The sequence below is a fragment of the Pseudohongiella sp. O18 genome (genome assembly GCF_021729085.1).
GTDB lineage: Bacteria > Pseudomonadota > Gammaproteobacteria > Pseudomonadales > Pseudohongiellaceae > Pseudohongiella.
In genome coordinates this window covers 225,885-252,858 of sequence record NZ_JAJSAR010000003.1, presented here as the reverse complement: position 1 = coordinate 252,858, position 26,974 = coordinate 225,885, and the positions used below count along the sequence as shown (strand labels likewise).

The following is a 26,974-nucleotide window of genomic DNA, read 5'->3' as shown; positions in this document are numbered from 1 at the left end:
AAATGAGTGTATTGATAATCAGGCCGGAATCGACTCCGGGTCATTATCGCTGGCGGCGATACGACCGACGCGCCGGTTGGCTGGCTGCTTCTCAGAAAGGATCACTGCAAACGCTGTGTAAGCAGCACCCTGGTGCTCAGGTCTGGCTGATGCTGGACGGACCACAGTTGGTCATGCGTCGCCTGCCCTACAGACCGGAGGAGAGAAAACATCTCAGTCGACTGATTCCGTTTGAACTGGAGTCAGACATTGCCGGTGATATTCAATCCCTGCATATTGCCATTGGTGCTGTTGAGCCGGAGACCGTCACGCTTGCCTATGTTGACCGGGAGTGGTTTGCAGAGCAGATAGAAGCCCTGGAATCAGCGGGCCTTGAAGTATCACGCTGTTTTGTTACCGGTCAGTTGATAGATGGCGATAACGATGACTGGAAAATACTGGTCACGGACGGAGCTGACGATGGTTGGCTGCCGACACAGCTCAGCGGTCTCGGGCTATCTGTTGATGTCAGTATGCTGCCTCTCGTTGCAGAACGAGTCCAGCGCGAAGCCGTTGCTGGAGCCAGCCCGGCGTTGCACGTGCCGGCGTTGCACGTGTTTGCGAGTTCACAGTCCGAAGCTGACGATATCGTCAGTATGTTGCCAGAGAGCATTCGGGGCGAAGTCCGGACGAGAGTATCCATTGTTAACGAGCCCTGGGATGCATTGACGTTTGAGATGCCGGGCGCCATCGAACTGCGTCAGGGACAGTTTGCGGCGCCGGTACGCTGGCAAAAACTGTGGCGACCGGCGCGGATTCCTGTCATTGCAGCGGCGGCAGCCTTGCTGATTTTTATGTTGTCCAGTTTTATAGAACTGCAGATCAATAACGCTGATTATCGCCGCATACAGCAGCAGGTGGAACAGGTTTACCGGACTGCCGTGCCGCAGGGTGTACTGGTAGATGCTGAGCAACAGCTGCGCAGCCAGTTGGCGCAACTTCGCGGCTCTGGTGCCAGCGCATCGGTGCTGCCACTGCTGGATCAGATCGCGCCGGTGCTTTTGCAGCACGGCGATGTGCGTGTACACCGTGTGAACTTCCTGGCGGCGCGCCAGGAGTTACAACTGGCGTTGACTGCGCAGAGCAATTCCCAGCTGCTCGCCTTTAGCGAAGCACTCGGAAATGCAGGGCTGTCAGCGCAGGCGCGCAATATCAGTCAGGCTGGCAGTCGGCAACAGGCCAATCTGCTTGTCAGCGGGGTAGCGCCATGAAACTGAGAGCATTGCAGGTCAAGTTGATACAGCGCTGGCAGCAATTTACCGGACGTGAGCAATTGTGGCTGCTGGCATGTGGTGCGTCGCTGCTGGTGTACCTGCTTTGGGCTGCCATCGTCCAGCCGCTGAATGCGGCCAGAGAGCTGTCAGAAAGACGGGTCACAGAGGCGCGCCAGCAGGTACTTGCTGTACAGAGTCTCGCGCAGGAGTTGATCGAGTTGCGCGATGAGCGCCAGCTTGGGACCGCGATGGCAAGTCTGCCGCAGTTTCTCGATGATGCGGCAAGCGCAACCGGCCTGCGGGTAAGCACACTGGAACCTGCGATTGATGGTCAGTCGGCCACCATTCGCATGGAGCAGGTGGCCATGAACAATCTGCTGCAGTGGCTGTCAGCAGTCGAGGCGGGTGGCCGTAACCGTGTCGAGAGCATGACCATAGTGCCATCAGCGGCCGCGGGCCTGTCTGTAAACGTCACAGTGAGAGGCCGTTGACGTGACCAGCACTCGCGTTCTATGGCTGGTGGTTCCAATGACGCTGGTATGGATCGTACTGCTTGCACCGGCGACTTTGCTGGTGGGGCCTGCCCAGGTTGCCGGCCTGCAATTGTTCGGTGTTGACGGCACATTGTGGCGGGGCGCAGTGGATCGAGCAATGCTACGGCAGCCACAGGTCGTGCTGGATATCGGCGAGCTGCAATGGCAATGGCTTCCATCCCGACTCATCCAGGGTCAATTGTGTGCAGATGTGCAGTCGCGTGCCCGCCCGATAGCCGGCCAGCTCCAGTCCGTAGACGCCCGCGCCTGCCTGCAAACCAACGGAACTGTGTTGCTGAGCCAGGCCTCCGCGGACATGCCCGCCGCCGTCCTGTGGCGGGAAGAAAGCGTCCGATTGCTGGGCCACCTGGCGCTGCAACTTGTTGAGCCAGTGGCCTTGCAGGCCGGGTCTGCGGTAGCCCGCGCACGTGGGCTCTGGTCGCAGGCTGGCATCACGGTGCTGGGGCAGGGGACGAGGGATCACATTGACGTTGGTGAAGTGGCACTGGACGTTGCTGTTACGATGAACAATGGTCAGGTTTCAGAGGTTCAGCTTCGCCTGTCGCCGATTGGTAATCAATCAATCACATTACCTGAGTGGCTGGCGCTTATGCTGGAACAGGATGAATCTGGCAGTTATCTGTTTAACTGGCAATCCTGATACCTTCCTCTCGCAAGCTTGTGACAAGACGGCTGGCGAAAAGCAGTGCTTCTGGTGTGTCGCCGTGCACACAAAATGTTTCGGCATTCACCGAAAGCCGCTGCCCCGTTACAGTCATCAGGTAACCATGTTTAATGATTGACAGGGCCTGCTTAATCGCGGCATCGGCATCATGAATTAGGGCGTCAGGCTGTGAGCGTGGCACCAGCGTGCCGTCTGTCTGGTAGCGCCGGTCCACAAACGCCTCCGCACGGGTTCTGATGCCAAAAACTCTGGCTGTCTGCAGCAATGCACTTCCCGCCAGTCCCACTACTGTCAGTCTGGTGTCGAACTCCCTTACCCAGTCGCAGAATTTTTCAGCCAGCGCCTGATCAGTGGCCATGTCATTGTAAAGTGCGCCATGTGCTTTGACGTGACAGACGCGAGCACCTTCAAATGAAGCCATGTCGCACAGATATTTCAATTGTCGCAAGATGCTGTCGCGCAGCTCATTTATCGGGATGTCCAGCGAGCGCCTGCCCATGTGTTCCCGGTCCGGATATGAGGGGTGAGCGCCAACGACAACACCAAACTCGACAGCGTTTTGCAGCGCGGCCCGGATACTGTCAGCGTCGCCAGCGTGAGCGCCGCAACTGATATTTGCAGAACTGATCAGCTGCAGCAGCTCTCTGTCATTGGGGGCGCCTTCACCCAGGTCTGCGTTCAGGTCTACCTGCGTTGCCTTCATCTTGCCTGCTTCCGGTACTGTATCTGTTGCCTGAGTATCTGCAGCTCATGCTGCCCGGCGCTATGTAGACCCTGCGCTTCAGCAACGCTTACTTCCGTGAAATAAAGAAGCGTGCCAGGTGTTGCATAAGCAAGCTGGTGGAAGTCGACCTCGATGACGCTGGCAATGACCGGATAGCCTCCGGTTGTCTGGGCGTCGCAGCCTAGCAGAATCGGCTGACCATTGCCTGGCACCTGCAACAGTCCGGGCAGCACTCCGGCTGACAGACGCAAGGTGTCTCCCTGATATCTCAGGGTGGGGCCTGACAAACGTAGCCCGGTGCGGTTGCTGTTGGCCTGCACTCGCCACGGAAACTGCCATAAAGCATTCTGGCTTTGGGGATCGAAATGCTCGTAGTCCAGCCCGCGTATGGCGCGCAGTGACATGGTGATGGCTGGTTGCCGAATGCCTCCGGAAGAAAATTGCTGATTTGCCGCTTCGCCAACGGGCAATCGATCTCCCGCCCGCAGGGCGCGCCCCTGATAACCGCCAAGCTGATTATTCAGATCAGTGCTGCGGGAGTTTAGTGTGGGGGCAACATCAATGCCTCCGGCAATGGCGAGAACAGCGCGTTGTCCGGGAATCTGAGGGCGGTTGAGTAGCAGTCGTGTTCCTGCGGGCCAGCGCATAATGAATCCTGGCGGCAGATAATTTTGCACCACGGTTTGCATATCGGCCTGCAATAGCTGAGCTGACATATCTGCGCCAGACAGAACAATATGCTGGTCCCGATCGCTCTGCAGGACCACGGGTCCAGCAGAAATTTCCAGACCAGCGGCCAGCGGATCATTCTCCAGTAGCAGGTTGGCCCGCAACAGGGCTGGGGCATCCATCATGCCGCAGCGAGGTACACCGAGATGGCGCATGCCGAATCGGCCCTGATCCTGCACGGTCAAAAGTGGCGCTGTGGTGATGACCTCTATCATGCCGGGAGCTCCTCATTGACCGCTACAAATCGAACCCAGTCGCCTGGCTGCAGCAGGCTGGGAAGCTGCTTCTCAGGGTCGAAGAGTTTGATGGAAGTGCGTCCGATGATATGCCAGCCGCCCGGACTCGCCGAGGGGTAAATGCCGGTTGTGGCGCCACCAATGCCAACGGCGCCAGGCATCACGCGGGTTGCCGGATTATCCTTGCGAGGTGTGGCCAGTGCCGGATCCATGCCGCCAAGATACGGGAAGCCCGGCATGAAACCCAGACACAATACAAAGTAGTCTACCGAACAGTGGCGCTGAATGACTTCGCGCGGGGAAAAGCCCGTGATTTCAGCAACCGCCAGCAGGTCAGGGCCATGGTCGCCACCGTAATGCACCGGAATATCATGTCGTTGACCTGCGCTGGCATTGAATTCTAGGTGTTGCCAGAGCTGCTCAGCTTCGCGCAGCACACGACGCGCCGCATGTCCGTCTCGCAGCGCCAGCAAAAGACTGCCTGGCCCCGGTACCGCATCGGTCACTAAGGGGCCAATCTGAAGGTGTGCCTGCAGGGTACTGGCCAGCTGACAGATTCTGGCCTGCAGCTCGACATCAACGCTGTTCAGCGAAGGTTCAGCGAACTGCAGGAGAATAGCACTTTCAGTAACAAAACTGATTCCAGGTTCTGATATGCTCATATCGCTACTTTGCTCACGATGACGGCTCATGGCTAAGGTCTAACTGGTTGATTGCATACGTGAGAATAAGTTCACTGTTATGGATGTCGAAGACTTAGTCAACAGCCAATCGTGACAGGCATGTTTTAGCTGGCAGAACCTGCAACTGGTGACGTTGTAAAAAAGCGACGAATGAAAGGAGTTTCATATGACTTTTCGCAAGGGGATAAGATTCACGGTAATGAGCGCCACACTGGCATTGCTGGCTTTGTCCGCAAATGCACAGCAATCAGTATTACCGCAACTGCCGGAGGGGCAGACGCTGATCAATCTGTCAGTCACAGAGCGGATCAACGTGGCTCAGGACGAGATTGTTGCCGATCTGCGAGTAGAAGTAGAGGACCGCGATGCGAGTGTTGTCCAGAATGCCATCAATGAGCAGATGCGTGAGGGGCTGATCGTGGCGCGTGCCGTGACAGGAGTAGATGCTGCGACAGGTCACTACAGCGTTTATCAGATCAATCGCCAGCCTCAGGGTGGGCGCGCTGATCCGGTCTGGCGCGGTTCCCAGAGCATCACACTGGAGAGCAAAGACCCTCAGACTTTATTGTCGCTGGCGGGTGAGCTGCAGGATATGGGTTTTGTCATGAGTCAGTTGTCCTATCGCCTGAGCACTGAACGTGCGGATGAGGTACGCGATTCATTGATGGAAACCGCCATCGCCAGGGCTCGTGCCAATGCCGAACGCGCGGCGGCAGCGCTGGGCCGTCCTGAGGTAGAGATCGCTTCATTAACCATCGAGACAGGCATGTCATACGCGGCACCGGTGATGATGCGGGCCATGGACACAGGCTCGCGCGAGATGGCAACACCATCTGCGGAGGCAGGCGAGTCCGAGGTTTCGCTGACGGTCAATGTGCAGGCAGTCGCGCGCTGATCATCACAAGCTGACCCCTCGTTACGGGTTTGGGGCACGTCAAAAGTCATTCATCGAGCGCCTGCTCTTGCCTTGCCGTGCCCCCCTGTTTATGCTCCGAAATCAAAGCACAAAAATAAGCAGCGGAGATTTCAGGTATGCAAACCCACAACCCACCGGCGTCGACCCCTTTTTTGCGCAAAAAACTGGCGCTGGCCATGATCATGTCAGGCGTGCTGCTGGCAGCATGTTCCAGTGAGGAGACGACTCCCCCGGTAGAAACCCTGAACGAAACCACAGGCAGTGCGTCCGTTGACCAGATGGCGGCCGATCGACCTGAGGATCTGCGGCCGGTAGATGCCAGCCGTATCATCAATGCGGGGAGCAACACTGCTGACTGGTTAAGTCATGGGCGGACCTATTCAGAGCAGCGTCATAGCCCGCTGGATACCATTAACCGCAGCAATGTCGAACAGCTGGGCCTGGCCTGGGACTTTGAACTGGACACGGATCGCGGCCAGGAAGCCACACCACTGGTCATTGATGGCGTAGTTTATTTCACCTCTGCCTGGAGCAAGGCGTTTGCTGTTGATGCGCGCACTGGTGAGGAAATCTGGCGTTATGACCCTGAGGTACCTGGTGCGAAGGCGGCTGATGCCTGCTGTGACGTTGTCAACCGGGGTCTGGCAGCCTGGGGTGACATGGTATTCCTGGGTGCCCTTGATGGCCGCCTGATTGCGCTGGATCGCGAAACCGGTGCCGAAGTCTGGTCAACCATGACCGTCGATCCGGAGGGTCGCTACACAATCACTGGCGCGCCTCGAGTCGTCGATGGCAAGGTTGTGATTGGCAATGGTGGTGGTGAGCTGGGTGTTCGTGGCTATGTATCTGCATACGATGCGGAATCTGGCGATATGGTATGGCGCTTCTACACGGTGCCCGGTAATCCGGAAGAGGGCTTCGAAAGCGACGCCATGGAAATGGCCGCCGAGACCTGGGCCGGCGAATGGTGGCGAATCGGGGGCGGCGGTACAGTCTGGGATTCCATGGCCTATGATCCAGAATTGGACCTGCTGTATATCGGCGTTGGTAACGGCAGCCCCTGGAATCATCACATCCGTTCCAATGGAGAGGGTGACAACCTGTTCCTGTCATCCATTGTTGCATTGCACGCTGATACCGGTGAGTACGCCTGGCATTTCCAGACCACACCTGCGGAATCCTGGGACTACACAGCAACGCAGCACATGATCCTCGCAGATATCGAAATTGATGGACGCATGCGTCAGGTGATCATGCAGGCGCCCAAAAACGGTTTCTTCTACGTGATTGACCGCACCACTGGTGAATTTATCTCCGGTAACAATTACGTTGAGATTAACTGGGCCAGCGGCCTGGATCCGGTGACCGGACGTCCGATAGAAGCGGAAATCGTGCGCTACGAGCGCGACCCTGCCGTGGTTATCCCCGGTCCCCTGGGTGGTCACAACTGGTACCCGATGTCATACGATCCCAATACTGGTCTGGTCTTCATTCCGAGTCAGAACACTTCCTATGTCTATTCGAACCCGGGTGACTTCGAAGAGCAGGAAGTAGGCTGGAACCTCGGTGTTGGTGGCGTCAATGCGCCACCCGCAAACCCTGAAGATGCGCAGCGAGCCCAGCAGCTACCGGCATCAGCCCTGTTGGCCTGGGATCCTGTTACACAACAGGAGCGCTGGCGCGTCGAATATCCCGTCTATGGAAACAGTGGTCTGTTATCGACAGGTGGCGGCCTGGTCTTCCAGGGCTCTGCAGATGGGCTCTTCCATGCCTATCGCACGGACAATGGTGAACGCCTGTGGTCCTACCCCGTTGGTGATGCCATTCTCGGCGGTGCAGTCACTTATGAACTTGATGGTGAACAATATGTGCTGGCGCTGGCTGGTCAGGGCGGTGCGATGCCATTGACCATGGGGCTGCTGTCTGGCAATTATCCGCGAGAGCGGAATGGTCGCCTGATGGCATTCAAACTGGGTGCTGAGGGCCAGATGCCAGAAATGGCAACGACCGAACGAGTGCCATTAAACCTGGAAGGCATCAGCAGCGATGGCAGTGTTGAGTTGGGTGCGGCCATGTATGGCGCTTACTGCTCTGTGTGTCATGGCCCAATGGCCCTGAGCGCTGGCCCGATTCCTGACCTGCGTTACAGCCCGATGCTGCTGAGCAGTGAAGCCTTCCATGGCATCGTGCTGGAAGGCACGCTGGAAAGCCGTGGCATGCCGAATTTCTCGGCTGACATAGGTGAAGCGCAGGTGGAAGGCATCCGGGCGTTTCTGCTACAGCGCGCCGCAACCGTGGCGGCTGAGTGACACTACTGTGATTCAACTCCTCCCATCGAGCTTCGATGGGAGGAGTACTGAATGTTGATCAATCCAGCAGGTGCTGATTGAACCATTCCAGGCGAGCCCGGTAATCATGTGGGTGCCACCAACCTGATGGGCAAGGCGTTGGGGATCGTCACCCGCTGTATCGTCACAGACCTGATCCACAGAGCCGGCTTCGCCCACAACACGGCCCGCAGCAGTCTGTTTGCCTTGCCCATAAATGTTAACGTTATGTATTAGGTCGGGCGGAAAAACTGGTACTGATTCCGGCCGGCGGCCTTGGCCTGATACATGGCGTGGTCGGCCTTGGTCACCAGTTCCTTGAAATCTAGGCCGTGATCCGGCGCCAGCGCTATGCCCATGGACAGCGCAGGGATCAGGGTCTCGCTGCGGATGGTGACAGGATTGGCGACAGCGCGGCGGACCTTTTCCAGAATAATCTCGACATCCGCGCTTTTGGAAATATCGGATAGCAGGATCAGGAATTCGTCGCCGGCGATGCGGACCAGTCGGTCGGACTTGCGCAGCTGCGAGCTGATGGTCTGGCCCAAATGGCGGAGCAGCTCGTCGCCCAGGTCGTGGCCATGTGAATCGTTGAAGGTCTTGAAGTTGTCGACATCAACAAAGACCAGACCCACACCCGCCGCTTCTCGCTGGGCGTGCTGCAAGAGCTCCTGAAAGTACTGCTCGGCCATCCGTCGGTTCGGCAGCCCGGTCAGATTGTCGTGATTGGCCATGTGCTCGGCCCGCAGTTTCGACTGAGTGACATCGTCCATTTGCACATGCAACGCGGCCAACAGCGCAAGCAGGTCTGAAGCCAGCACGCGAATAATGAAGGCCGCGGCAATCAGAATAACTCCGTAGTCGCCCAGCCAGCGATAGGCAGTGGCGTCTTCCAGGCCGGTTCGCCAGCCGTTTTGGGTGGCATATAGCAGAATTGGCATGTACACCAGCATGGCGATCAGGGCCATGTAAAACGTCCGTTTGCCAATCATGATCATGGCGAACAATAAAATTGCCGGGTAACCCATCAAGGCAGATGAACGCAAACCTGCACCTCCCCACATGGCCTGTGCCACACAGACAAACATGACTATTACGGTCAATGCGGCAGCCGCCTGCGGATAGCCATTACGTAAAAGCAACAGGGCAAGTAACAGAAATATGACAGTAAACAGCAGCGCTGTTACAACAACGGGTCGATTGTCCAGGAAGTTGACCAAGGAGAGGGTGATGATTGCCAACAGCATAACCATGATGCCCTGGCCTATACGTTTGGTGCGGATCTGTCGAATGGGGTCTGAGCGACGTGACGTGTTCAGCGGGTTGGGCAGGTTATTTTTATTCAGCTCTTGCATCCTTTGAGTCCCGGTTCATGCTACAAGCGTGTTGCTACGTTAGGAACTATGCAGTGGATCAACGGAGAAGGCAATCCCCGGTTTTGCCTCCTGCCAAAGTCATGTGGCAAAAATGCCGGAATCAATGACGAATCAGGCTATGACCAGGATTCAGGCACCAACAACAAGCTGGACCGACTGCGATGGACTGATCCCGGTTTGCCAGACACTTCTGGCCTATAATTGGACAGATCTAGGCCTGCGCCACTGTGGCGGCTGAGTAACTCTGCTGTGATTCAGCTCCTCCCATCGAGCGTCGATGGGAGGAGTACTGAACGGTGATCAATCCAGCAAGTGCTGGTTAAACCATACCAGGCGATGATCAATCCAGCAGGTGCTGATTGAACCACTCCAGGCGAGCCATGGCAGCTTCCTGCGCATCGTCGCCACGAAAACCATGCGCGCCGCCTTCGATTGTGATGAACTCACTGACCACGCCCGCTTCCTGCAGCGCCGAGTACATTCGCTCGCTGTGACTGATATTGACCAGTTCGTCGGCATCACCATGGATCAGCAAGACGGGCGGATCGTTTCGGTCTGCAAGCAGCAAGGGTGAGATACCAGCGGCCAGTTCCTGGGGAAAATCCAGGGCCGGGAAGCGGTCGTTCGGACCGGTCATTTGCCGCAGATCCACCGGTGGGAAATAGGCGACCACGGCGGCCACGCCATTGCCTGCCTGCATAATCGGGTCGTCGCTGTCTGCCATGCCATCATCGGCGTCCAGTCCCAGCATCAAGGATAGATGGCCCCCTGCGCTGCCATGATGGACAGCAATCACGGTATAGCCCTCGGCCAGCATGGAGGCAAAGGAAGCCAGGCGATTCTCGGGTTCAGTCCAGCGGGAGAACCATCCACCACTGACCATGTAGACAATCGCCGCGCCATTGGCGTTCTGTTCGGGTTGAAAGACGTCATAAATCAAGGCCATGCCGTCTTTGTGCCCGTATACCACATTCGGGATGATCCGGGCCTGCGCCTGCGCGCCTGCCGACAACATCATCAGGCATGTCAGCAGGCAAGCGGTCATTATTCTTATCGTTTTACACCTCAAAGTTTTTAATTGTTGTGTCAGGTAAACCCATTGTACTCGCCATTGCCTGTCGGCATAGCCCTTTCAGCCTGCCAGGCGTGCAGTCTGTCTGCGGTCAGGGCAAAAGTCTGCGCAGATAATGACCAGTGTGCGAGTGCTGGCTCTCGGCAATCGTTTCCGGCGTGCCCTGTGCGATTATCTCGCCACCACCACTGCCACCTTCCGGCCCCAGGTCAACAATCCAGTCGGCCGTCTTGATGACATCAAGATTGTGCTCAATAACCACAATGGTATTGCCCTGGTCCCGCAGACGATGCAGCACAGTCAGCAGTTGCTGAATATCGTCAAAATGAAGCCCTGTTGTAGGTTCGTCCAGGATATACAAGGTCTGACCGGTATCGCGCTTGGAAAGTTCACGTGCCAGCTTGACGCGCTGCGCTTCGCCGCCGGACAGTGTCGTCGCTGCCTGGCCAAGACGGATGTAGGACAGACCAACATCCATCAGGGTCTGCAGTTTGCGCGCAACGACCGGTACCGGATCAAAAAACTCACGGGCGTCCTCAATGGTCATGTCCAGTACTTCGGCGATATTGCGACCCTTGTATTTCACTTCCAGTGTTTCGCGGTTGTAGCGCTTGCCGTGACAGATGTCACATGCCACATAAACGTCCGGCAGGAAGTGCATTTCGACTTTGACAACACCATCGCCCTGACAGGCTTCGCAGCGTCCACCTTTAACATTGAAACTGAATCGGCCAGGGGTGTAGCCCCGTGAGCGTGCTTCCTGGGTGCCGGCAAACAGCTCGCGAACTGGCGTGAAGATACCGGTGTAGGTCGCCGGGTTGGAACGGGGGGTTCGGCCGATAGGGCTCTGGTCAATATCAACCACCTTGTCCAGTAGGTCCAAACCGCGTATCTCTGCATGCTCGGAGGGTGTCAGGGTGGTGGCACCATTCAGACGCGTTGCAGCGACCGGATAAAGGGTGTTGTTGATCAGTGTTGATTTACCCGAACCAGACACACCCGTGACACAGGTGAACAGACCCAAAGGAATTTCCAGGTTTACGTGTTTAAGGTTGTTGCCACTTGCGCCGATCAGGCTCAGCGTTTTGCCTTTTTTGGGTGTATGCCGACTGTCAGGTATTTCGATGCGGCGTTTATTGGACAGGTACTGGCCGGTAAGCGAGCGCGGTTCGGCGATAATATCGTCAATAGTGCCTTGTGCCACAATTTCACCGCCGTGCACCCCGGCGCCAGGTCCGATGTCAATCAGATGGTCGGCGCTGCGGATGGCATCTTCATCATGTTCGACTACGATGACTGTATTGCCGATGTCACGCAAATGGAACAACGTGTTCAGCAGCCTGTCGTTGTCACGCTGGTGCAGCCCGATGGACGGCTCATCCAGGATGTACATGACTCCGACCAGGCCAGCGCCAATCTGGCTGGCCAGGCGGATTCGCTGCGCTTCGCCACCAGACAGGGTGTCGGCACTTCGACTGAGCGTCAGGTAGTTCAGGCCCACGTCAATAAGAAACTGCAGGCGCAGTTCCAGTTCTTTCAGGATCTTGTCGGCAATGGTCGCACGTGCTCCACTTAATTTGAGCGAGCCAAAATAGTCCCTCGCCTGTGCGATTGTCATGTGTGTAATGTCGGGCAGGGTTGTTCCTTCGATATACACATGGCGAGCATCGGAACACAGCCGTGTGCCTTCGCAATCCGGACAGGCGTGTGAGTTCAGAAAACGCGCCAGGTCATCGCGGACGGCCTGAGATTCGGTTTCCCGGTAGCGACGCTCCATATTGGGCAGAATGCCTTCAAACGCATGGCGCCGGACCATGGTGTCGCCCCGGTCATTGGCAAACCTGAAGTCGATCTGTTTGCCCTTGCTGCCGTAAAGGATCAGGCTTTGATGGGCATCACTCAGCTCGGCAAATGGTGTGTCCACAGCAAATTTATAGTGCTCAGCCAGTGATGTGAGCATCTGGAAATAATAGAAGTTGCGACGATCCCAACCGCGAATTGCGCCTTCTGCCAGCGATAAAGATGTGTCAGTGATAATCCGCTGCGGGTCAAAGAACTGTTTGACACCCAGGCCATCACAGCTGCTGCAGGCACCTGCCGGGTTATTGAACGAGAACATGCGGGGTTCCAGTTCGCTGATGCTGTGGCCGCAGACGGGGCAGGCAAAGCGCGCAGAGAACATGATTTCATCGCGTTCTTCGTCCATGAAAGCGATCGTGACCGTACCGTCACTGAGTTGAATGGCAGTCTCCAGACTTTCTGCCAGACGCTGCTGAATATCATCCCGAATTTTCAGCCGGTCGATGACAGCCTCAATGGTATGTTTCTTGTTTTTCTCAAGCGCTGGCGGATAGTCGAGTTCGGTTACGGTGCCATCGATACGGGCACGGATGAATCCGCTGCTCTGCAGTTCCTTGAAAACGTGCAGATGTTCACCTTTGCGCTCCCTTATCACGGGTGCCAGTACCATGATCTTGCTGCCCTCGGGCAGGGCCAGCAGCTGATCGACCATCTGACTGACGGTTTGCGCCTGCAGCTTCTGATGGTGTTCGGGACAGAATGGTTCGCCGGCACGAGCAAACAGCAGCCGCAGATAGTCGTAGATCTCGGTGATGGTACCGACAGTCGAACGTGGGTTATGAGACGTCGATTTCTGCTCTATGGAAATGGCAGGAGAGAGGCCTTCGATATGATCAATGTCCGGTTTGTCCATCATGGACAGGAACTGCCGGGCATAGGTGGACAGCGATTCCACATAACGGCGCTGGCCCTCGGCATACAGCGTGTCGAATGCCAGCGAGGATTTTCCCGAACCCGACAGCCCGGTGATCACTACCAGTTTGTCCCTGGGGATACTCAGACTGACGTTCTTCAGGTTGTGGGTGCGCGCCCCCCGGATCGTGATTTTATCCATGCTGTTCCTGCTGCTCCCATCGCAATACAACAGCCCATTATGGTCAAATCCCTGTCCCAGCGCAAAGGGCACTGAACGTAAATCTGCTGTCGGCGCAGTCCCAGGAAACATGCTATGCTTAAACCGAACGTAACGAATTTATCTTCAGTCTGACAATAGACGGCAGAAGACGCCAAGGGCACGGGAGGATTAGAAAAGGTGGCAAGTCGCGGCATCAACAAAGTTATTCTGGTAGGCAATGTAGGCAAGGATCCCGAAACCCGCTATATGCCCAGCGGTGGCGCGGTCACCAACCTGACCCTGGCAACTGGCGATACCTGGAAGGATAAAAATACCGGGCAACAGCAGGAACGTACGGAATGGCACCGTATTGTTTTCTTCAACCGTCTCGCAGAAATTGTGAATGAATATGTCCGCAAGGGCAGCAAACTGTATATCGAAGGCAGTCTGCGTACCCGTTCATGGGAGCAGGATGGCATTACCCGCTATGCAACTGAAATTGTTGCCAACGAAATGCAGATGCTGGATTCACGTGGCGCGTCCAGTGGCAGTGACGATCGCTTTGGACAGGACATGAATCAGGATATGCCGTCTCAAAATGCACCGTCGCAACGCAGCGGCGGCCAGGCAGCCCAGGGCAGCTCGCGGCCGGCGGACTTCGATAATTTTGACGACGACATTCCTTTTTGATCCGTTGGGCGGGGAGTGAACTCAGTCGGTGAAGGTCTTAATTCTCGGGGCGGGCAGTGGTATCGGACAGGAGTTGTGCCGACTGTTCGACGAACGCCAGATTCAATGGGTTGCGGCTGATCACAAGAGTGTCAATGTAGATGACCCGGTTGGCGCAGCTCGGGTCATTACCCATGCTGGCGCGGGTCAGGTGATAAACCTGACCGCCTATGCGGCCGGCCGCCAGGATGCTCTGGAGCTGGCCGAAGCAGCACCCGACGATACAGATAAACAGAACCACCAGCTGGCCGACCTGTTATCACAGGTCTGTGATCATCTGCATATACCCATGATTCACCTCTCCACAGCGCAGGTGTTTGGTGGCGACAAGAAGCTGGCATATAACGAGCAGGACACCCCGGCACCGGTAGGTGTTTATGGTGCAGCGGCATTCGCAGGCGAGCAGGCCATCCAGAAAAACCTCAAGCAGCATATTATTATCCGTTCAGGATGGCTGTTCGGCCCGGGGCAGGACCAGGATCTGCGTCGCTGGCTGGATGAGCTGCGTGACGGCGACGGCAATGTCCGGGTGATGCGCCGCAAACTTTCACCAACGCCCATTGAGGACCTGGCGCGAGTCATTCTGGCGGTTGCTCTGCAAGTGGATTGTCATGCCGATGTCTGGGGTGTGTACCATTATGCGGCACTGGAACCGCTGCGTGAAAGTGAGTTCGTCCAGCATCTCGTCAAGTTTGCCGCGCAACATGACGAGCGCGTGTATGCGCTGCTTGACCACCTCAATATCAACCTGGTTCGCGTCGAAACGCCACATATTGCCAATAACACGCTGGCAACCAAGAAGATTTTCGAGACCTTTGGTATCAAGCAGCGACCCTGGCAGGGCAGCCTGCAAAAGCTGATCAAATCCTGGTACAAGGGACAGCCTGCGTAATGGCCAGCTCCGGCGCTTTCATGTCAACGGCCACCCTGAAACCCGTCGGGCAGGTTCGTGACCATATTCTGCAGGTGGCGCGTACTCGCCTAACGCGTGAAACCATACCTTTGTCCGAGGCGCTGGGCCGGATCCTCGCCACGGACGTGATTGCGGCAGTTGATGTTCCGCCGTGGGACAACAGCGCCATGGATGGTTATGCCATACGGGTTGCTGAACTGGCGGATGGCGATGTACTGCCAGTGAGTCAACGAATCACCGCAGGCAGCTCTCCTGTGCCACTGCATCCGGGCACTGCAGCCCGCATTTTTACGGGTGCGCCCGTCCCAGATGGCGCTGACGCTGTGGTCATGCAGGAAAACTGTGAGCAGTCAGGCGTCGAAACCAACACACAGTCTGTTTGCATTCTGCAGGTTCCGCAGGCAGGCGCCAATGTCCGGCGCCGAGGCGCCGACATTCAGAAGGGTGAGTTGTTGTTCGCGGCCGGCTACCGATTGCAGGCAGCCGATCTTGGACTGCTGGCGTCAACAGGGGTATCGCATATCGCAGTTGGTCGAATGCCCAGAGTGGCCATTCTGACAACTGGGGATGAGCTGGTTGCGCCTGGCGAGGAGCTGGCGCCCGGGCAGATCTACAACAGCAATGCAGTGACGCTGCAAGGCCTGCTTAACGGATTGGGTATAGTGCCGCAGCAGGTCAGGCACGTCGCTGACACTCTGGCACAGACTCAGGGCGTGTTACGCGAGCTGGCGCAGACCTGTGACTGTATTATCAGCAGCGGAGGTGTCTCGGCAGGCGAAGAGGATCACGTCCGTCGTGCACTTCAGGAAGAGGGCCAGCTTGATGTCTGGAAGCTGGCTTTAAAGCCAGGCAAACCATTTGCCTTTGGGCATCTTCACGATACGCTGTTCTTTGGCTTGCCGGGTAATCCCGTGTCTTCGTTTGTAACATTCGTTCTGCTGGTACGTCCAGCGCTGTTGGCGTGGATGGGTGCGGCCCGGCCGCTACCAACGTCCTGGCCTGTGCGCGCGGATTTTGAGCGCCCGGTTGCCAGCGAACGTGAGGAGTATCTCCGGGTAACATGTCATGAGAGGGACAGTCAGGTCTGGGTAACACCGCTCGCTGATCAGAGTTCCGGCGTATTGAGCTCAATTCATACAGCTGACGGGTTGGCGATTGTGCCCAGCGGCCAGACGCTGGCAATTGGCGATGCATTGCGATTTATCGCGTTTAGTGACATAGTTTAGACAAGTAATTACCCCCACTGTGAAGTCATCATGCATTACGCGCCCTTCTGTTTTCCGTCGCCTCACGTTTTACGGTCCTTTGCGAAATATGGAAAACAGGGTTTTGTCAGTCTGTTGTTTTTGACTGGAGCGATCGGCTGCACTGTGCAGCAGGCGCAACCGGCTCCACCGGCGCAGGAACCTGTCGTAGAAGTACCTTCTGACGATCTCGACAGTGTCAGCGCAGAAAGGGATGAAGCAGAACAGCAGCGACGAATCGTGGCTGATATTCTGTATAGCGGCATGCGAGCCCTTCGCGCCGACCGACTGCTGACGCCACCCGAGGACAGTGCCTATCGGTATTTCAGTCGCGCACTGGCTCTGGATCCGGGAAATAGTGTGGCGCTGGACGGCATGCAGGATATCGTCCTCCGCTATCTGCAACTTGCCGAGCTGTCATCGCGGCAGGGCCAGTTCGAAAATGCCGAGACCTACCTGCGCCGCGCCGCTCAGGTTGATCCCGGGCATGACGGGATTGTCGCTGCCCGCAACAACCTTGCTGCCGAGAGAGAGCGGACGCACAGCGTTCATACGCTGGATGGCCGCGCTCTATATGCCCGCAATGAGGCAATGGTGAACCAGTTGCAACAACTGGCACGCGTTGTTCACGAGACTCAGGCCTTTGTCTTGATTACAGCACCCAATGATGAACTGGGTCGCTGGATTTACGCACGAATGCAGGACGCCTTGACGGATTACCGTGTTCGCGGTGATATCGAGATTGGTGACCAGGCCACCGTCAGACTGGTCAGGACTGGCAACAGCTGAAGCCAGAAGTTGGTTTCCGCAATTTCGAATTCACTTCATCATACTGTCACACCTCATTGCTAGAGTACTCACCAGAACCGAATGCCAAGGTTGGTCCTGGAGTCGATTCTTTTTGTTCATTCAGATAGACCTTTTTGCTGTAAGTGGAATTCTCCCCGCCTACCACTGCCAGGCTTTTCGGCCCTTACCGAAAAGCCTGTTTTTTTATGCGGAAGAGGAACTACCTTTACATTTTGTGATGCTCTATTTAGGCTTGGCCCTCAATAATGAAAAGACATTGAGGTCATCAGACAGCTATGAGCAAGTCGATCGCCGCGCTATGGCAAAGCCTTTGGACATCCCACCGCCAGACCAAGAATGCGCTGCGAGGCAGGCCACCTGAGGACACTCCACCACAGGCCTATTCCCGCTCACAAATTGTCGGGCTACTGCTTGGACCGCTGCTGTTTATCCTGGTTATGCTGGTTTTTGAGCCACAGGGCCTGAGCTACGAAGCCAAAGCCGTGCTTGGTGTCACCTTGTGGATCGCGACCTGGTGGATAACTGAGGCGATTCCCATACCAGCCACATCGCTGCTACCTATACTGCTACTGCCGATTACGGGTGCCGTGGACAATGCCACGGTTACCTCAGCCTACGGTGATGACATCATCTTTCTGTTCCTGGGTGGTTTTTTTATCGCCACAGCGATGGAGAAGTGGAATCTTCACAAGCGGATGGCGCTGGCCATCATTGCCTACGTGGGTACCAGCACACAGCGCATACTGCTGGGATTTATGCTGGCCACCGCATTTTTGTCCATGTGGGTATCCAACACTGCCTCGGTGATGATGATGGTGCCGATGGCGCTGGCGATCACGGCGCAGGTTGCGCATACCCTGCGCGGCAAGCCGGGGGAAGAAGACATCCCGGTATTTGAAAAGTCACTGATCTTTGGTGTTGGTTATGCCGGAACTATCGGTGGACTGGGCACTCTGATTGGTACGCCGCCCAATATTATTCTGGCCGCCCAGGCGCGCGAGCTGTTTGGCGTTGAGATCAGTTTTGCGGGCTGGATGCTGATTGGTGTACCCATGGTCGTGGCCCTGCTGGTCATCACCTGGCTCTACCTGGGTCGTGTGGCGTTTCGAATGCATATCAAGTCACTGCCTGGCGGGCGTCAACTGATCCAGCAGGAACGCGACGCGCTGGGCATCATCTCTTTTGAAGAGAAGGCGGTGGCAGCGGTGTTTGCGTTTGCTGCCTTCATGTGGATCAGTCGAGGGTTCATCTGGGCCGATCTGGTCCCGGAAATCAGAGATGGCATGATTGCCGTTATGGCCGCAGTACTTTTGTTTGTCATTCCGTCACGTTCCGAGGCGGGGTCACGCGTGCTGATGTGGAAGGACAGCAAAGAAATCCCCTGGGGCATTTTGTTGCTGTTTGGTGGTGGCCTGGCGATAGCGGCAGGTTTTCGCTCGACCGGCCTGTCTGACTGGATGGGCAGTCAATTGACCATTCTTGACGGCGTGCATCTGATGGTGATGATCGCCACGGCGGCGCTGCTGATTCTGTTCCTGACCGAAATCACGTCCAATACAGCCACTGCCACCATGATTCTGCCGGTTGTGGCGAGTCTCGCCCTGGCGCTGAATGTGCATCCATTTGCCTTGATGATTCCGTGTGCCATGGCGGCCAACTGTGCCTTCATGCTACCTGTGGGTACGCCTCCCAATGCCATTATTTTTGCCACGGAAAAGCTGCGTATTGTCGAGATGATGCAGGTGGGTTTTCTGCTCAATCTGATAGCAACCGTGCTGATCACCTTGATGGTGTACTTTGGTGTGCCCCTGCTCTGGGGTATTGATCTCACTACAGTTCCTGCTGCATTCCTTCAGTAAGGCTTTGTTTTAATTTCAATAATCAGCGTTAACGATTTTCGTTAACGCTGATCGACAACCGTTTCGTAACTACCGGCTTCGTGCCACCAGCCTCCGATGCACCTATAGTGCAGCAACCGAAATTTCGCAGATTCAACAAGAACTGTATCGGGAATAATGATATCGACAGTGGCCGGCTTTAACGCCAGGCCGCTGCGCATTCTATTGCTACAAGGGGAAGCAGTTATGAACACCAGGCACGACGCTTACAGGTCCGCTAACGCGTCCACTCAATTGCAGCATGCAGTGTCCAGATCACTGCCCGCTGCAAAGGTCACCAGCACCTTGATCATTTCTGCCTCGCTGATGGCTTCCTGTCAGCTTGCCATGGCCCAGAACAGCGATGACCCGCAGATCCAGGAGATGCTGATCACCGAGCGCAGCATTGAGAACACCCTGCCGCTGGAGCTGGCACGCTATGGCGCTGATCTGGAGATTGTGACCGAGCAGCAGATCCGTAATCACGGTTTTGTGGATGTGGCCCAGGCGCTGGAAATGCTGGTGCCAGGTCTGTCACTGACGACTCAGGCTGGCGCATTCAGCTATGTGAATGTCGCCATGCAGGGTTCACGATCCAGCGATATCCTCTGGACCGTAGATGGCGTGCGGATCAATAACCGTCTGTACAACTCAACCAGTCCGGCCGACACACTTCCGTCCAGCATGATTGAGCGCACCGAAGTGCTGAAGGGCAGTCATGGCCTGATGTACGGTACCCAGGCCATCGCCGGAGTGATCAACGTCGTTACACGTGGTTTTTCCGAAACCCCGGACGGACAGATCAGCGTGGGTGCTGGCAGCGATGGCCTGATGCGCATTAACGGCTATGGTCGTGGCGCCATAGGTGATCACAAACTCGTCGGCTGGGCGTCACGCGATGAAAGCGATGGTTATGATATCTACGACAACTACCAGCCTACCTCGCAGTTTCGCAAGCGCGGCTACAAAGTTGACAGTGCCGGTGTTAAGTACGGCTACGACTTTACCCCTGATCTGAGCCTGTCATTGACTGGCATTCACACAGAAGGTCGTATCGACTATCCGAATGTGAGCAATATCAGCATCAATGACCGGACTGAAAACATCATCAGTGCCAGGCTCGACTGGCTGCCATCCGAGGCTGCCCAGTTTTTCCTGAAAAGTTATTACCACAGCTGGGACACTGACTATTACACGCCTGGCAACGCCTCAGACTACTGGGGATATGAAGACAAGGGCGTCAATGCCGCTGCAGTTTTCAAACCCGAAGGTTTTCTTGAATACCATGTGGGTTACGACTTCCAGACCTATACCGGTCAGGATGACTACCTGCTGATCGCACGTCAGCGCGAAGATGTGCACGCCGTATTCACTCAGCTGCGCAGTACTGACGATCTTAGTGATCGGGCACGTTTTTCTGCCGGGTTCCGTCGTGATGAGACCGGTGGCAACAGCTCCAACACCTGGAATGTGACCGGCGTGTATGAGTTCACGGACACCCTCTATGTAAAGGGCATGACAGGGACGTCCTTCATGTTGCCGAGTGCCGAGAACCTGTATCGTATTCATTGTCCCAGCGGCAGTGGCTGTACCCACGGCAATCCAAACCTGGCGCCAGAGGAAAGTTTTGCCATCAACGCGTCAGTGGGTGGTTTGCTGGCACTGGCAGAGCGCGAAATCGGCTGGCAGGTATCCGTGTGGGACCGCTCGGTGGACAACCTGATCACGCGTGCGCCCATACCGGCTGGCATGCCCAACCGACCGGGCCCCGAGTTCGACAACACCTTCATCAATATTGGCGAGGAGGTCGAAGTTCGCGGCGCCGAACTGTTGCTGAATGGTGAGCTGACCAGCACATTGTCCTACGACCTCAGCTACACCTACAGTCAAGAGGAAGTACGCAACACCGGGCAGCAGATACAGGATCGTCCACCGCGCAGCTACAAGGGTGCGCTGGCCTACAGCGCTCCCAGTGGTCGTTTTGGTGCCAACGTCGCCTTCAAATACATTGGTCGCAAGTCTTCCGATGTGAATGGTTTTGGGCTCCAGTACTATGGTGACAACCACGTGCTCGACATGGGTGCTCACCTGTACCTTGACCGGGATCAGCAACACCGCCTGACCCTGCGACTCGAAAATCTGCTGGATGAGGACTATGCCAGCAGCCTGGGCTCAGCGGTACTGGCCGGCTCCAACCCATCCGAGCGATTCCTATGGCAGCGCCTCGCACCACCACGCACGGTGCACCTGAATTACAGCTATAACTTCTGATAATGCGATATATCCTGATCACACACCGTTACCTGGCAGTTGCCGTAGGCCTCTTAATGAGCCTGTGGTGCCTGTCAGGCTTCGTGATGATGTATCAGGCCTTCCCGGAGCAGACCCTGGCGCAGCGCCTGCAGGGTCTGGCTCCCCTGGACCTGCAGGAATGCTGCGACCTGTCTTCCCTGGCGGCGGTGGATAGCAGTGTGGCACCGCCTTTCCGCATTGAAATGTTACTGAATGATCCGGTGATGCGGACGCCGGCTGCCGTTATCAATCTACGCACGGGCCAGCCCATTACACTGCTAGGTGATGCCGAGCTCATGCAGGTTGCGCGTCTCTGGGCGGAAGGAAACAATCTTCAGGATGCCAACCTGAGCTTGCAGGGTGAGCTAGAGATGGACCAGTGGATTATCCAGTCTGCGCGTCGCAACCGGCCAGTTCACCACGTGTTGATGGGCGATAGAGCCGGTACCGAGATCTACATTAACGGCAGCACAGGCGAGGTGTTTCAGAAAACCACCCGGCGCGAGAGAGTGCTGGCCTGGCTTGGCGTGATACCTCACTGGCTGTACCCGACTGCGCTGCGTCAGAACGGCGCCTTGTGGTCCGAGATTGTCATCTGGACGTCGATTGCGGGTACGTTTCTGACTGCAACCGGACTCTATGTCGGTATCGCCCGCCTGCGAACCCGACGTGCCAGACGTGACGCAGGAGCCCAGCCAAGAAGCCAGATATCCCCGTTCAGGGGGCTCTGGTACTGGCATCACATGCTCGGACTGGTGTTTGGCATTCTGACTCTCACCTGGGTGTTCAGCGGGCTGCTGACCATGAATCCATGGGGTGCTCTTGCAAGTGACGGAAGCTCCTACCGCCAGGATTTTGTGGGAGATGCGTCCTGGCAGCAGGTTCGCAATCTGCTCAGATCGGCAACACAGGCGCAGCAACAGGGCGAGCTACCGCAAAATATGGTTTCCCTGCAGTCAGGTGTTTTTGCAGGAGATTTGCATGCTTTCGTGGGTACCGCTGATGGTGAGCAGTCACTTCGAATTGACGCCACGGCACGACCCGCTGAGCCGCTGACCGAGAGTGTTATTCGACAGCATACTGCAGCTGCCGGAGTGCCGCTGGAGTCACTAAGGCTGCTGACTGAGGAAGACGCGTATTACTACGCGCACAAGAGCCCGATTGAGTTGCCTGTCTGGCGCGCGCAACTGATTGATTCCGATAACACTGCCATTTACATCGGGCCGGAGTCGGCCAGCGTGCGGGTAATGACCGAGACCAGTCGCACTTCGCGCTGGTTGAGGGTGGGTTTGCATCGCCTGGACTTTGCCTTCATGAAGGACAGGCCGCTGTGGGATATCCTCGTGATTATTCTGCTGGCAGGCGTTACCCTGTTATGTCTGACTGGAACCTGGATGAGCTTTCAACGCATTCGCCACGACATGCGATCCGCGCGGCAGCAAAAGCGCCGCGCATTTTAAAATTCCCAGCCGGGTTAGCCGCACCGGGAATTGCAGACTCGCGTGATCCGGTTCAGTTGCCTGCTGACAACTGCCGAACCGCGGCGAGTATCTGACGGCAGGTAATCTGTCCGACCAGCTGACCGCTGTCATTGACGACGGGGCGTCGCCGCTGCCCTTTTGACAGCATGTCGGTGGCGATATCAATGATGTGGTCGCCGGGCTTGGCGGAGTTGATGTTGGCTGACACCATATAGTCCTGCACCAGGCCTATCGAGCCCTGATCATAACTGGCTCCAAGAATACCCCTCAGGCAGTCCAGCTCTGACAGAATACCCAGCAGTTGACCCGTCTCGTTGACCACACACAGACCGGATACCCGGTTTTTGGTGATCAGATCGACTGCCTCGATCAGTGGTGTCTCAGGTGCGACCGTGATCGGCTTGTCGACCATGTAATCTTCCAGATTGACAGAACGCAGCATCGAACTTTCTCTTTTGATTATTGGATGAACAGTCTATCAGTCAAACGAAAACGCTGACAACAAATGCTGAGGAATGCAGACAAACACCTGCTTGCATCAAGATATATACTAAACTATATTTCGTTTTATGAAAAAAGCAGATCAAAACAGGAGTGTTCCGCATGAGCGCGGCGACTTCGTTGCTCCATGGATCCTGACGACGTCGGCGGGGGAAATTTCGCCGCGGCGGCTGGCCCTGCTGGAGGCAATTGGCGATTGTGGTTCGATCAGCGCTGCCGCGCGAAAGGTTGGCATTACCTACAAGGCCGCCTGGGATGCGGTCGATGCCATGAACAATCTGGCGGACTGCCCGCTGGTCAGCGCCCAGCATGGTGGCCGCGGCGGCGGTGGGGCAGAACTGACCGACGAAGGCAGGCAACTGGTGCGCGATCTTCAACAATTGCGCAACCTGCAGCAGGCGTTTATTGAAAGTGTGACCACGGGTAAGGACGGGGAATTTGATTTGGATGATTCATTGCGCATGCTCCGACGGCTGACAAGCAAAACCAGTGCGCGCAACGTACTCAGTGGCAGGATTGCCGGGGTCACGCATGGCGCTGTTAACGCCGAAGTGTCGATTCGGCTGGGTGGCGATGATCAGTTGATTGCGATCTGTACAGAGGAAAGCACACGGGACCTGGGGTTGGCTGTAGGTCGCGAGGTGCAGGCGCTGATCAATGCGTCCTGGATTATTCTGGCCGATGCAGACAGCACGGGCAGAACCTCTGCCCGCAACCGTCTGTGCGGAATTGTGCAGAGAATAACCCCTGGGGCTGTGAATGCCGAAGTTGTGATTCGCCTCGATGGTGGTAACACGCTAGCGGCCATCATTACCTCGGAAAGCCTTCAGGCCATGGAGCTGGAGGAGGGGAAGCCAATCTGTGCTCTGATTAAGGCGTCAAATATAATTCTTAGTGTACAGGAAGATTGAGCACACCTTGCCGCATCTCACGACAGGAACACTTATGATGTTTTTCAAACTGCCAACTGTCCGATTGCGACTCATCCTGCTTTTGGTTCTGACAGGCTTGCCGTCGGCCTGGAGCTGGGCGGAGTCAGCGACGGTTGCTGCGGCCTCCTCCCTGCGCCCGACTCTCGACCGGATTGCTGAAGCCTATATGGAGGCCAATCCAGAAGATTCGATCACTATCATATATGGCGCCTCCGGGAGACTGACCGCGCAGATTTTGAATGGCGCCCCTTTTGATGCGTTTCTGTCAGCAGACACTGCATATCCAGCGGCACTTTTTGAACAGGCGCCCGGCACCTCCGAGCCGGTAATTTATGCGCTGGGCCGTCTGGTGCTGTGGAGTGCCAATCATGACGTTACGGGCCTGGCGCTGACTGATCTGACTCAGGACAGATTCCGGCGCATTGCCATTGCCCAGCCGGCCATTGCGCCCTATGGCCAGCGCGCCAGAGAGGCTCTGGAGGCACAAGGGGTATGGTCAAAGATTGAAAGCCGGATTGTGTACGGGGAGAATATCTCGCAAGTTGCGCAGATGTCTGCGACAGGAGCAGCAGACCTCGCAATCACTGCGCTGTCGCTGGCCATGCAGGATGGTCTGGCGGAACGACCCTATGCCTTGATCGATGATTTGCTGCATGAGCCACTTGCCCAGTCGGTGGTGGTAACTGCGCGTGGACAGGATAACAATGCGGCGCGCCGCTTCGTTGAGTTTATGCGTCATGCGGTGGCAGCAGACATTCTCGTGCGGGCGGGATTCCAGATGCCGGTCCCCGGCATGGCAGCAGGGAGCTGACGTCAGGTGTTGGGATTGAGCCCTGAAGACTGGCAGGCCATTGAGCTTACGTTGCGGCTGTGCCTGTATACCACCCTGATACTGCTGTTGCTGGCGACACCGTTAGCCTGGTGGCTGGCCAGCGGACGCTCATGGCTGCGCACGCTGGTACAGTCGGTGGTGGCTTTGCCACTGGTATTGCCACCAACTGTGCTTGGTTTCTATCTGTTGATCGTCCTGGGACCGCGAGGTCCGATTGGCGCAACGCTGGAACAGATGGGCCTCAACCATCTGGCCTTCAGTTTTGAGGGAATTCTGCTCGCCTCTGTCATCTACTCCATGCCGTTTGCAGTGCAGCCACTGCATGAGGCCTTCTCCACGCTGGGCCGCAGGCCAGCAGAAGTTGCATCATCACTGGGCGCAGGCCCGATCGACCGGTTTTTCAGCGTGATTCTGCCGCTCACCAGCGGGGGGTTTATTGTCGCAGCCACGCTGACCTTTGCTCACACCATCGGCGAGTTCGGTGTCATTCTTATGCTCGGTGGCAGCATACCGGGAGAGACGCGCGTGCTGTCCGTGTTAATCTATGATCACGCCGAATCCATGAACTACGCGGCAGCGCACAGATTGTCGGCCATGTTGCTGATATTTGCGTTTGTTGTGCTGTTTGTTGTTTATGCCTTCAATCGTCGATTCCGGACGGTCAGATTCTGATGAGTAACTTTTGGCTGCACTTGACGGATGGGTCAACCCTTGCCCTTACTCAAGGAGTATTGCCATGCAACTGAGTATCAAGGTCGATTGGCGGCGCGAACAGTTTCTCCTGAACGTTGCGGAGCAGTTTGAAATGACGGGAGTGACTGCGTTGTTTGGTCGCTCTGGCTGCGGCAAAACCAGCCTGCTGCGAGTTATCGCAGGGCTCGATCGCGTGCGGGGAGCGGAGGTCCTGCTGGGCGAGTCAGTATGGCAAAAGGGCAGCGCATTCAAACCCACCGAGCAGCGTCGCGTTGGTCTGGTGTTTCAGGAGCACAGTCTGCTGCCGCACCTGAATGTTACCGACAATCTGCTTTATGGCTACAAACGGACCAAACCAGAACATCGTCGCCAACACCCAGAGCAGGTTTTCAGTCGCCTGGAGCTGGAACCACTGCTGGGTCGGCGCATTGATCAGCTGTCCGGAGGGCAGCGACAACGGGTGTCACTGGGTCGCGCGCTGCTGACCAGCCCTGATCTTTTACTGCTGGATGAACCTCTGGCAGCGCTGGATACCCAGAGCAAGCGCGATATTCTGCCCTTTCTGCTGGATGTGACCCGCGACAGCGAAGTGCCAGTTATTCTCGTGACGCACTCACCCGATGAAGTGCAGCGCCTGGCGGACCGTGTAGTATTCATGGATCAGGGACGTGTTACCAGGACCCTGGCAATTGAACAGGCAATGGCAGACCCGGCGTCTCCACTGTTCGCTGATGAGGGCCCGGCGAGTATCCTGCGGGGAACTCTTGATGAAGCGGATGCATCCGGCCTGCGGACCTTCACGACCGATAATATCTCCCTTTTGGTCCGAGCAGGATCCGCTCGCTCCGGAGAGGCGAGGGTTCGGGTGCTGGCACGAGATGTCAGCGTGGCGCTGGACGACCCTGGCCGCATCAGTATTCGTAACCAGCTGAGAGCCACTATCGTGGCAAGCACGCCGATCGCCGATCAGCAGCAATTGCTGACGGCCCAACTGGCAGACGGTCAGGCTCTCCAGATAGAAGTCACCGCCTGGTCTGCAGAGCGACTGGGGCTCAATGTCGGTACCGAAATATGGGCACTCGTAAAGTCGGTGGCATTAATGGAATAAAAGACTGAACCGATTCGTCTTACTTACCGTAATCACTGACAAAGCCTTGCTGGCAGTTCGCAATAGTTTGGTATGAGACAGTCTTGGCTTTCAGCACGTAAAGGAAGGTGTAAA

At 56.4% G+C, this 26,974-nt stretch carries 23 protein-coding genes; 16 read left to right on the top strand and 7 right to left on the bottom strand.

Annotated elements, in window-relative coordinates; genetic code table 11:
- Positions 1-2 precede the first annotated feature (2 nt).
- Genes gspL through gspN form a run of 3 tightly spaced genes read left to right on the top strand, consistent with a single transcriptional unit; the run spans position 3 to position 2,447 of the window.
- Positions 3-1,250 (top strand): type II secretion system protein GspL, encoded by a 1,248-nt coding sequence (gspL, locus tag LVD14_RS14925; RefSeq protein ID WP_237134913.1) that lies wholly within the window; start codon positions 3-5, stop codon positions 1,248-1,250.
- Positions 1,247-1,744: a type II secretion system protein GspM gene (gspM, locus tag LVD14_RS14920; RefSeq protein WP_237134912.1), complete on the top strand. Its 498-nt coding sequence runs from the start codon at positions 1,247-1,249 to the stop codon at positions 1,742-1,744. The genes gspL and gspM overlap by 4 nt, the downstream gene beginning before the upstream one ends.
- 1 nt (position 1,745) lies before the next feature.
- Positions 1,746-2,447, top strand: a complete 702-nt coding sequence (gene gspN / locus LVD14_RS14915; protein ID WP_237134911.1) for a type II secretion system protein N — start codon at positions 1,746-1,748, stop codon at positions 2,445-2,447.
- On the opposite strand, the gene pxpA is transcribed toward gspN, so the two are convergent.
- Genes pxpA through pxpB form a run of 3 tightly spaced genes read right to left on the bottom strand, consistent with a single transcriptional unit; the run spans position 2,431 to position 4,822 of the window.
- Entirely contained in the window at positions 2,431-3,174 is a 744-nt protein-coding gene (gene pxpA / locus LVD14_RS14910; protein WP_237134910.1) for a 5-oxoprolinase subunit PxpA, read from the bottom strand. The two genes, gspN and pxpA, sit on opposite strands and share 17 nt — an antisense overlap.
- On the bottom strand, positions 3,171-4,139 hold the full coding sequence (locus LVD14_RS14905) for a biotin-dependent carboxyltransferase family protein (RefSeq protein WP_237134909.1): 969 nt from the start codon (positions 4,137-4,139) through the stop codon (positions 3,171-3,173). The genes pxpA and LVD14_RS14905 overlap by 4 nt, the downstream gene beginning before the upstream one ends.
- Positions 4,136-4,822: a 5-oxoprolinase subunit PxpB gene (gene pxpB, locus LVD14_RS14900; protein WP_237134908.1), complete on the bottom strand. Its 687-nt coding sequence runs from the start codon at positions 4,820-4,822 to the stop codon at positions 4,136-4,138. Before pxpB ends, LVD14_RS14905 begins: the two co-directional genes overlap by 4 nt.
- Before the next feature lie 187 nt (positions 4,823-5,009).
- Between pxpB and LVD14_RS14895 the strand changes: the two genes are divergently transcribed.
- Positions 5,010-5,738, top strand: coding sequence for an SIMPL domain-containing protein (locus LVD14_RS14895; RefSeq protein WP_237134907.1), 729 nt, complete (start codon positions 5,010-5,012; stop codon positions 5,736-5,738).
- 137 nt (positions 5,739-5,875) lie between these two features.
- Positions 5,876-8,068 carry a PQQ-dependent dehydrogenase, methanol/ethanol family gene (locus tag LVD14_RS14890; protein ID WP_237134906.1) on the top strand — a complete coding sequence of 731 codons (2,193 nt, stop codon included), beginning with the start codon at positions 5,876-5,878 and terminating at the stop codon, positions 8,066-8,068.
- Positions 8,069-8,319: 251 nt separating this feature from the next.
- Here the strand turns inward: LVD14_RS14890 and LVD14_RS14885 are convergent, their stop codons facing one another.
- From LVD14_RS14885 to uvrA, 3 genes are all read right to left on the bottom strand, one after another.
- Positions 8,320-9,441, bottom strand: coding sequence for a GGDEF domain-containing protein (locus LVD14_RS14885; RefSeq protein ID WP_237134905.1), 1,122 nt, complete (start codon positions 9,439-9,441; stop codon positions 8,320-8,322).
- 361 nt (positions 9,442-9,802) lie between these two features.
- Positions 9,803-10,507 (bottom strand): alpha/beta hydrolase family protein, encoded by a 705-nt coding sequence (locus LVD14_RS14880; protein ID WP_237134904.1) that lies wholly within the window; start codon positions 10,505-10,507, stop codon positions 9,803-9,805.
- Positions 10,508-10,625: 118 nt separating this feature from the next.
- Positions 10,626-13,448, bottom strand: coding sequence for an excinuclease ABC subunit UvrA (gene uvrA, locus LVD14_RS14875; protein WP_237134903.1), 2,823 nt, complete (start codon positions 13,446-13,448; stop codon positions 10,626-10,628).
- 198 nt (positions 13,449-13,646) lie between these two features.
- Between uvrA and ssb the strand changes: the two genes are divergently transcribed.
- The 7 genes from ssb (at position 13,647) to LVD14_RS14840 (ending at position 22,773) form a co-directional block, all read left to right on the top strand.
- Positions 13,647-14,138 carry a single-stranded DNA-binding protein gene (gene ssb / locus LVD14_RS14870; RefSeq protein ID WP_237134902.1) on the top strand — a complete coding sequence of 164 codons (492 nt, stop codon included), beginning with the start codon at positions 13,647-13,649 and terminating at the stop codon, positions 14,136-14,138.
- A gap of 28 nt (positions 14,139-14,166) precedes the next feature.
- Positions 14,167-15,069: an SDR family oxidoreductase gene (locus LVD14_RS14865; protein WP_237134901.1), complete on the top strand. Its 903-nt coding sequence runs from the start codon at positions 14,167-14,169 to the stop codon at positions 15,067-15,069.
- Between the two features lie 20 nt (positions 15,070-15,089).
- Positions 15,090-16,316: a gephyrin-like molybdotransferase Glp gene (glp, locus tag LVD14_RS14860; RefSeq protein ID WP_237134900.1), complete on the top strand. Its 1,227-nt coding sequence runs from the start codon at positions 15,090-15,092 to the stop codon at positions 16,314-16,316.
- Between the two features lie 144 nt (positions 16,317-16,460).
- Positions 16,461-17,123: a hypothetical protein gene (locus tag LVD14_RS14855; protein ID WP_237134899.1), complete on the top strand. Its 663-nt coding sequence runs from the start codon at positions 16,461-16,463 to the stop codon at positions 17,121-17,123.
- A 296-nt stretch (positions 17,124-17,419) separates the two neighbouring features.
- On the top strand, positions 17,420-19,003 hold the full coding sequence (locus LVD14_RS14850) for an SLC13 family permease (protein ID WP_237134898.1): 1,584 nt from the start codon (positions 17,420-17,422) through the stop codon (positions 19,001-19,003).
- 225 nt (positions 19,004-19,228) lie between these two features.
- Positions 19,229-21,292, top strand: coding sequence for a TonB-dependent receptor plug domain-containing protein (locus LVD14_RS14845; RefSeq protein WP_237134897.1), 2,064 nt, complete (start codon positions 19,229-19,231; stop codon positions 21,290-21,292).
- 2 nt (positions 21,293-21,294) lie between these two features.
- Positions 21,295-22,773, top strand: a complete 1,479-nt coding sequence (locus LVD14_RS14840) for a PepSY domain-containing protein (RefSeq protein ID WP_272907354.1) — start codon at positions 21,295-21,297, stop codon at positions 22,771-22,773.
- A gap of 52 nt (positions 22,774-22,825) precedes the next feature.
- Here LVD14_RS14840 and LVD14_RS14835 read toward each other — a convergent pair whose 3' ends face one another.
- Positions 22,826-23,236: a CBS domain-containing protein gene (locus tag LVD14_RS14835; protein ID WP_237134895.1), complete on the bottom strand. Its 411-nt coding sequence runs from the start codon at positions 23,234-23,236 to the stop codon at positions 22,826-22,828.
- Positions 23,237-23,363: 127 nt separating this feature from the next.
- Here LVD14_RS14835 and LVD14_RS14830 point away from each other — a divergent pair, with 127 nt between their 5' ends.
- The 4 genes from LVD14_RS14830 to modC all read left to right on the top strand — a co-directional run bounded on the left by LVD14_RS14830 (position 23,364) and on the right by modC (position 26,860).
- A complete protein-coding gene (locus LVD14_RS14830; RefSeq protein WP_237134894.1) occupies positions 23,364-24,206 on the top strand; it encodes a TOBE domain-containing protein in 843 nt (280 codons plus the stop codon).
- A gap of 34 nt (positions 24,207-24,240) precedes the next feature.
- Positions 24,241-25,038: a molybdate ABC transporter substrate-binding protein gene (gene modA, locus LVD14_RS14825; protein ID WP_237134893.1), complete on the top strand. Its 798-nt coding sequence runs from the start codon at positions 24,241-24,243 to the stop codon at positions 25,036-25,038.
- A 9-nt stretch (positions 25,039-25,047) separates the two neighbouring features.
- Positions 25,048-25,731: a molybdate ABC transporter permease subunit gene (gene modB, locus LVD14_RS14820; RefSeq protein WP_272907370.1), complete on the top strand. Its 684-nt coding sequence runs from the start codon at positions 25,048-25,050 to the stop codon at positions 25,729-25,731.
- Positions 25,732-25,795: 64 nt separating this feature from the next.
- Entirely contained in the window at positions 25,796-26,860 is a 1,065-nt protein-coding gene (gene modC, locus LVD14_RS14815) for a molybdenum ABC transporter ATP-binding protein (RefSeq protein ID WP_237134891.1), read from the top strand.
- Positions 26,861-26,974: the final 114 nt, after the last annotated feature.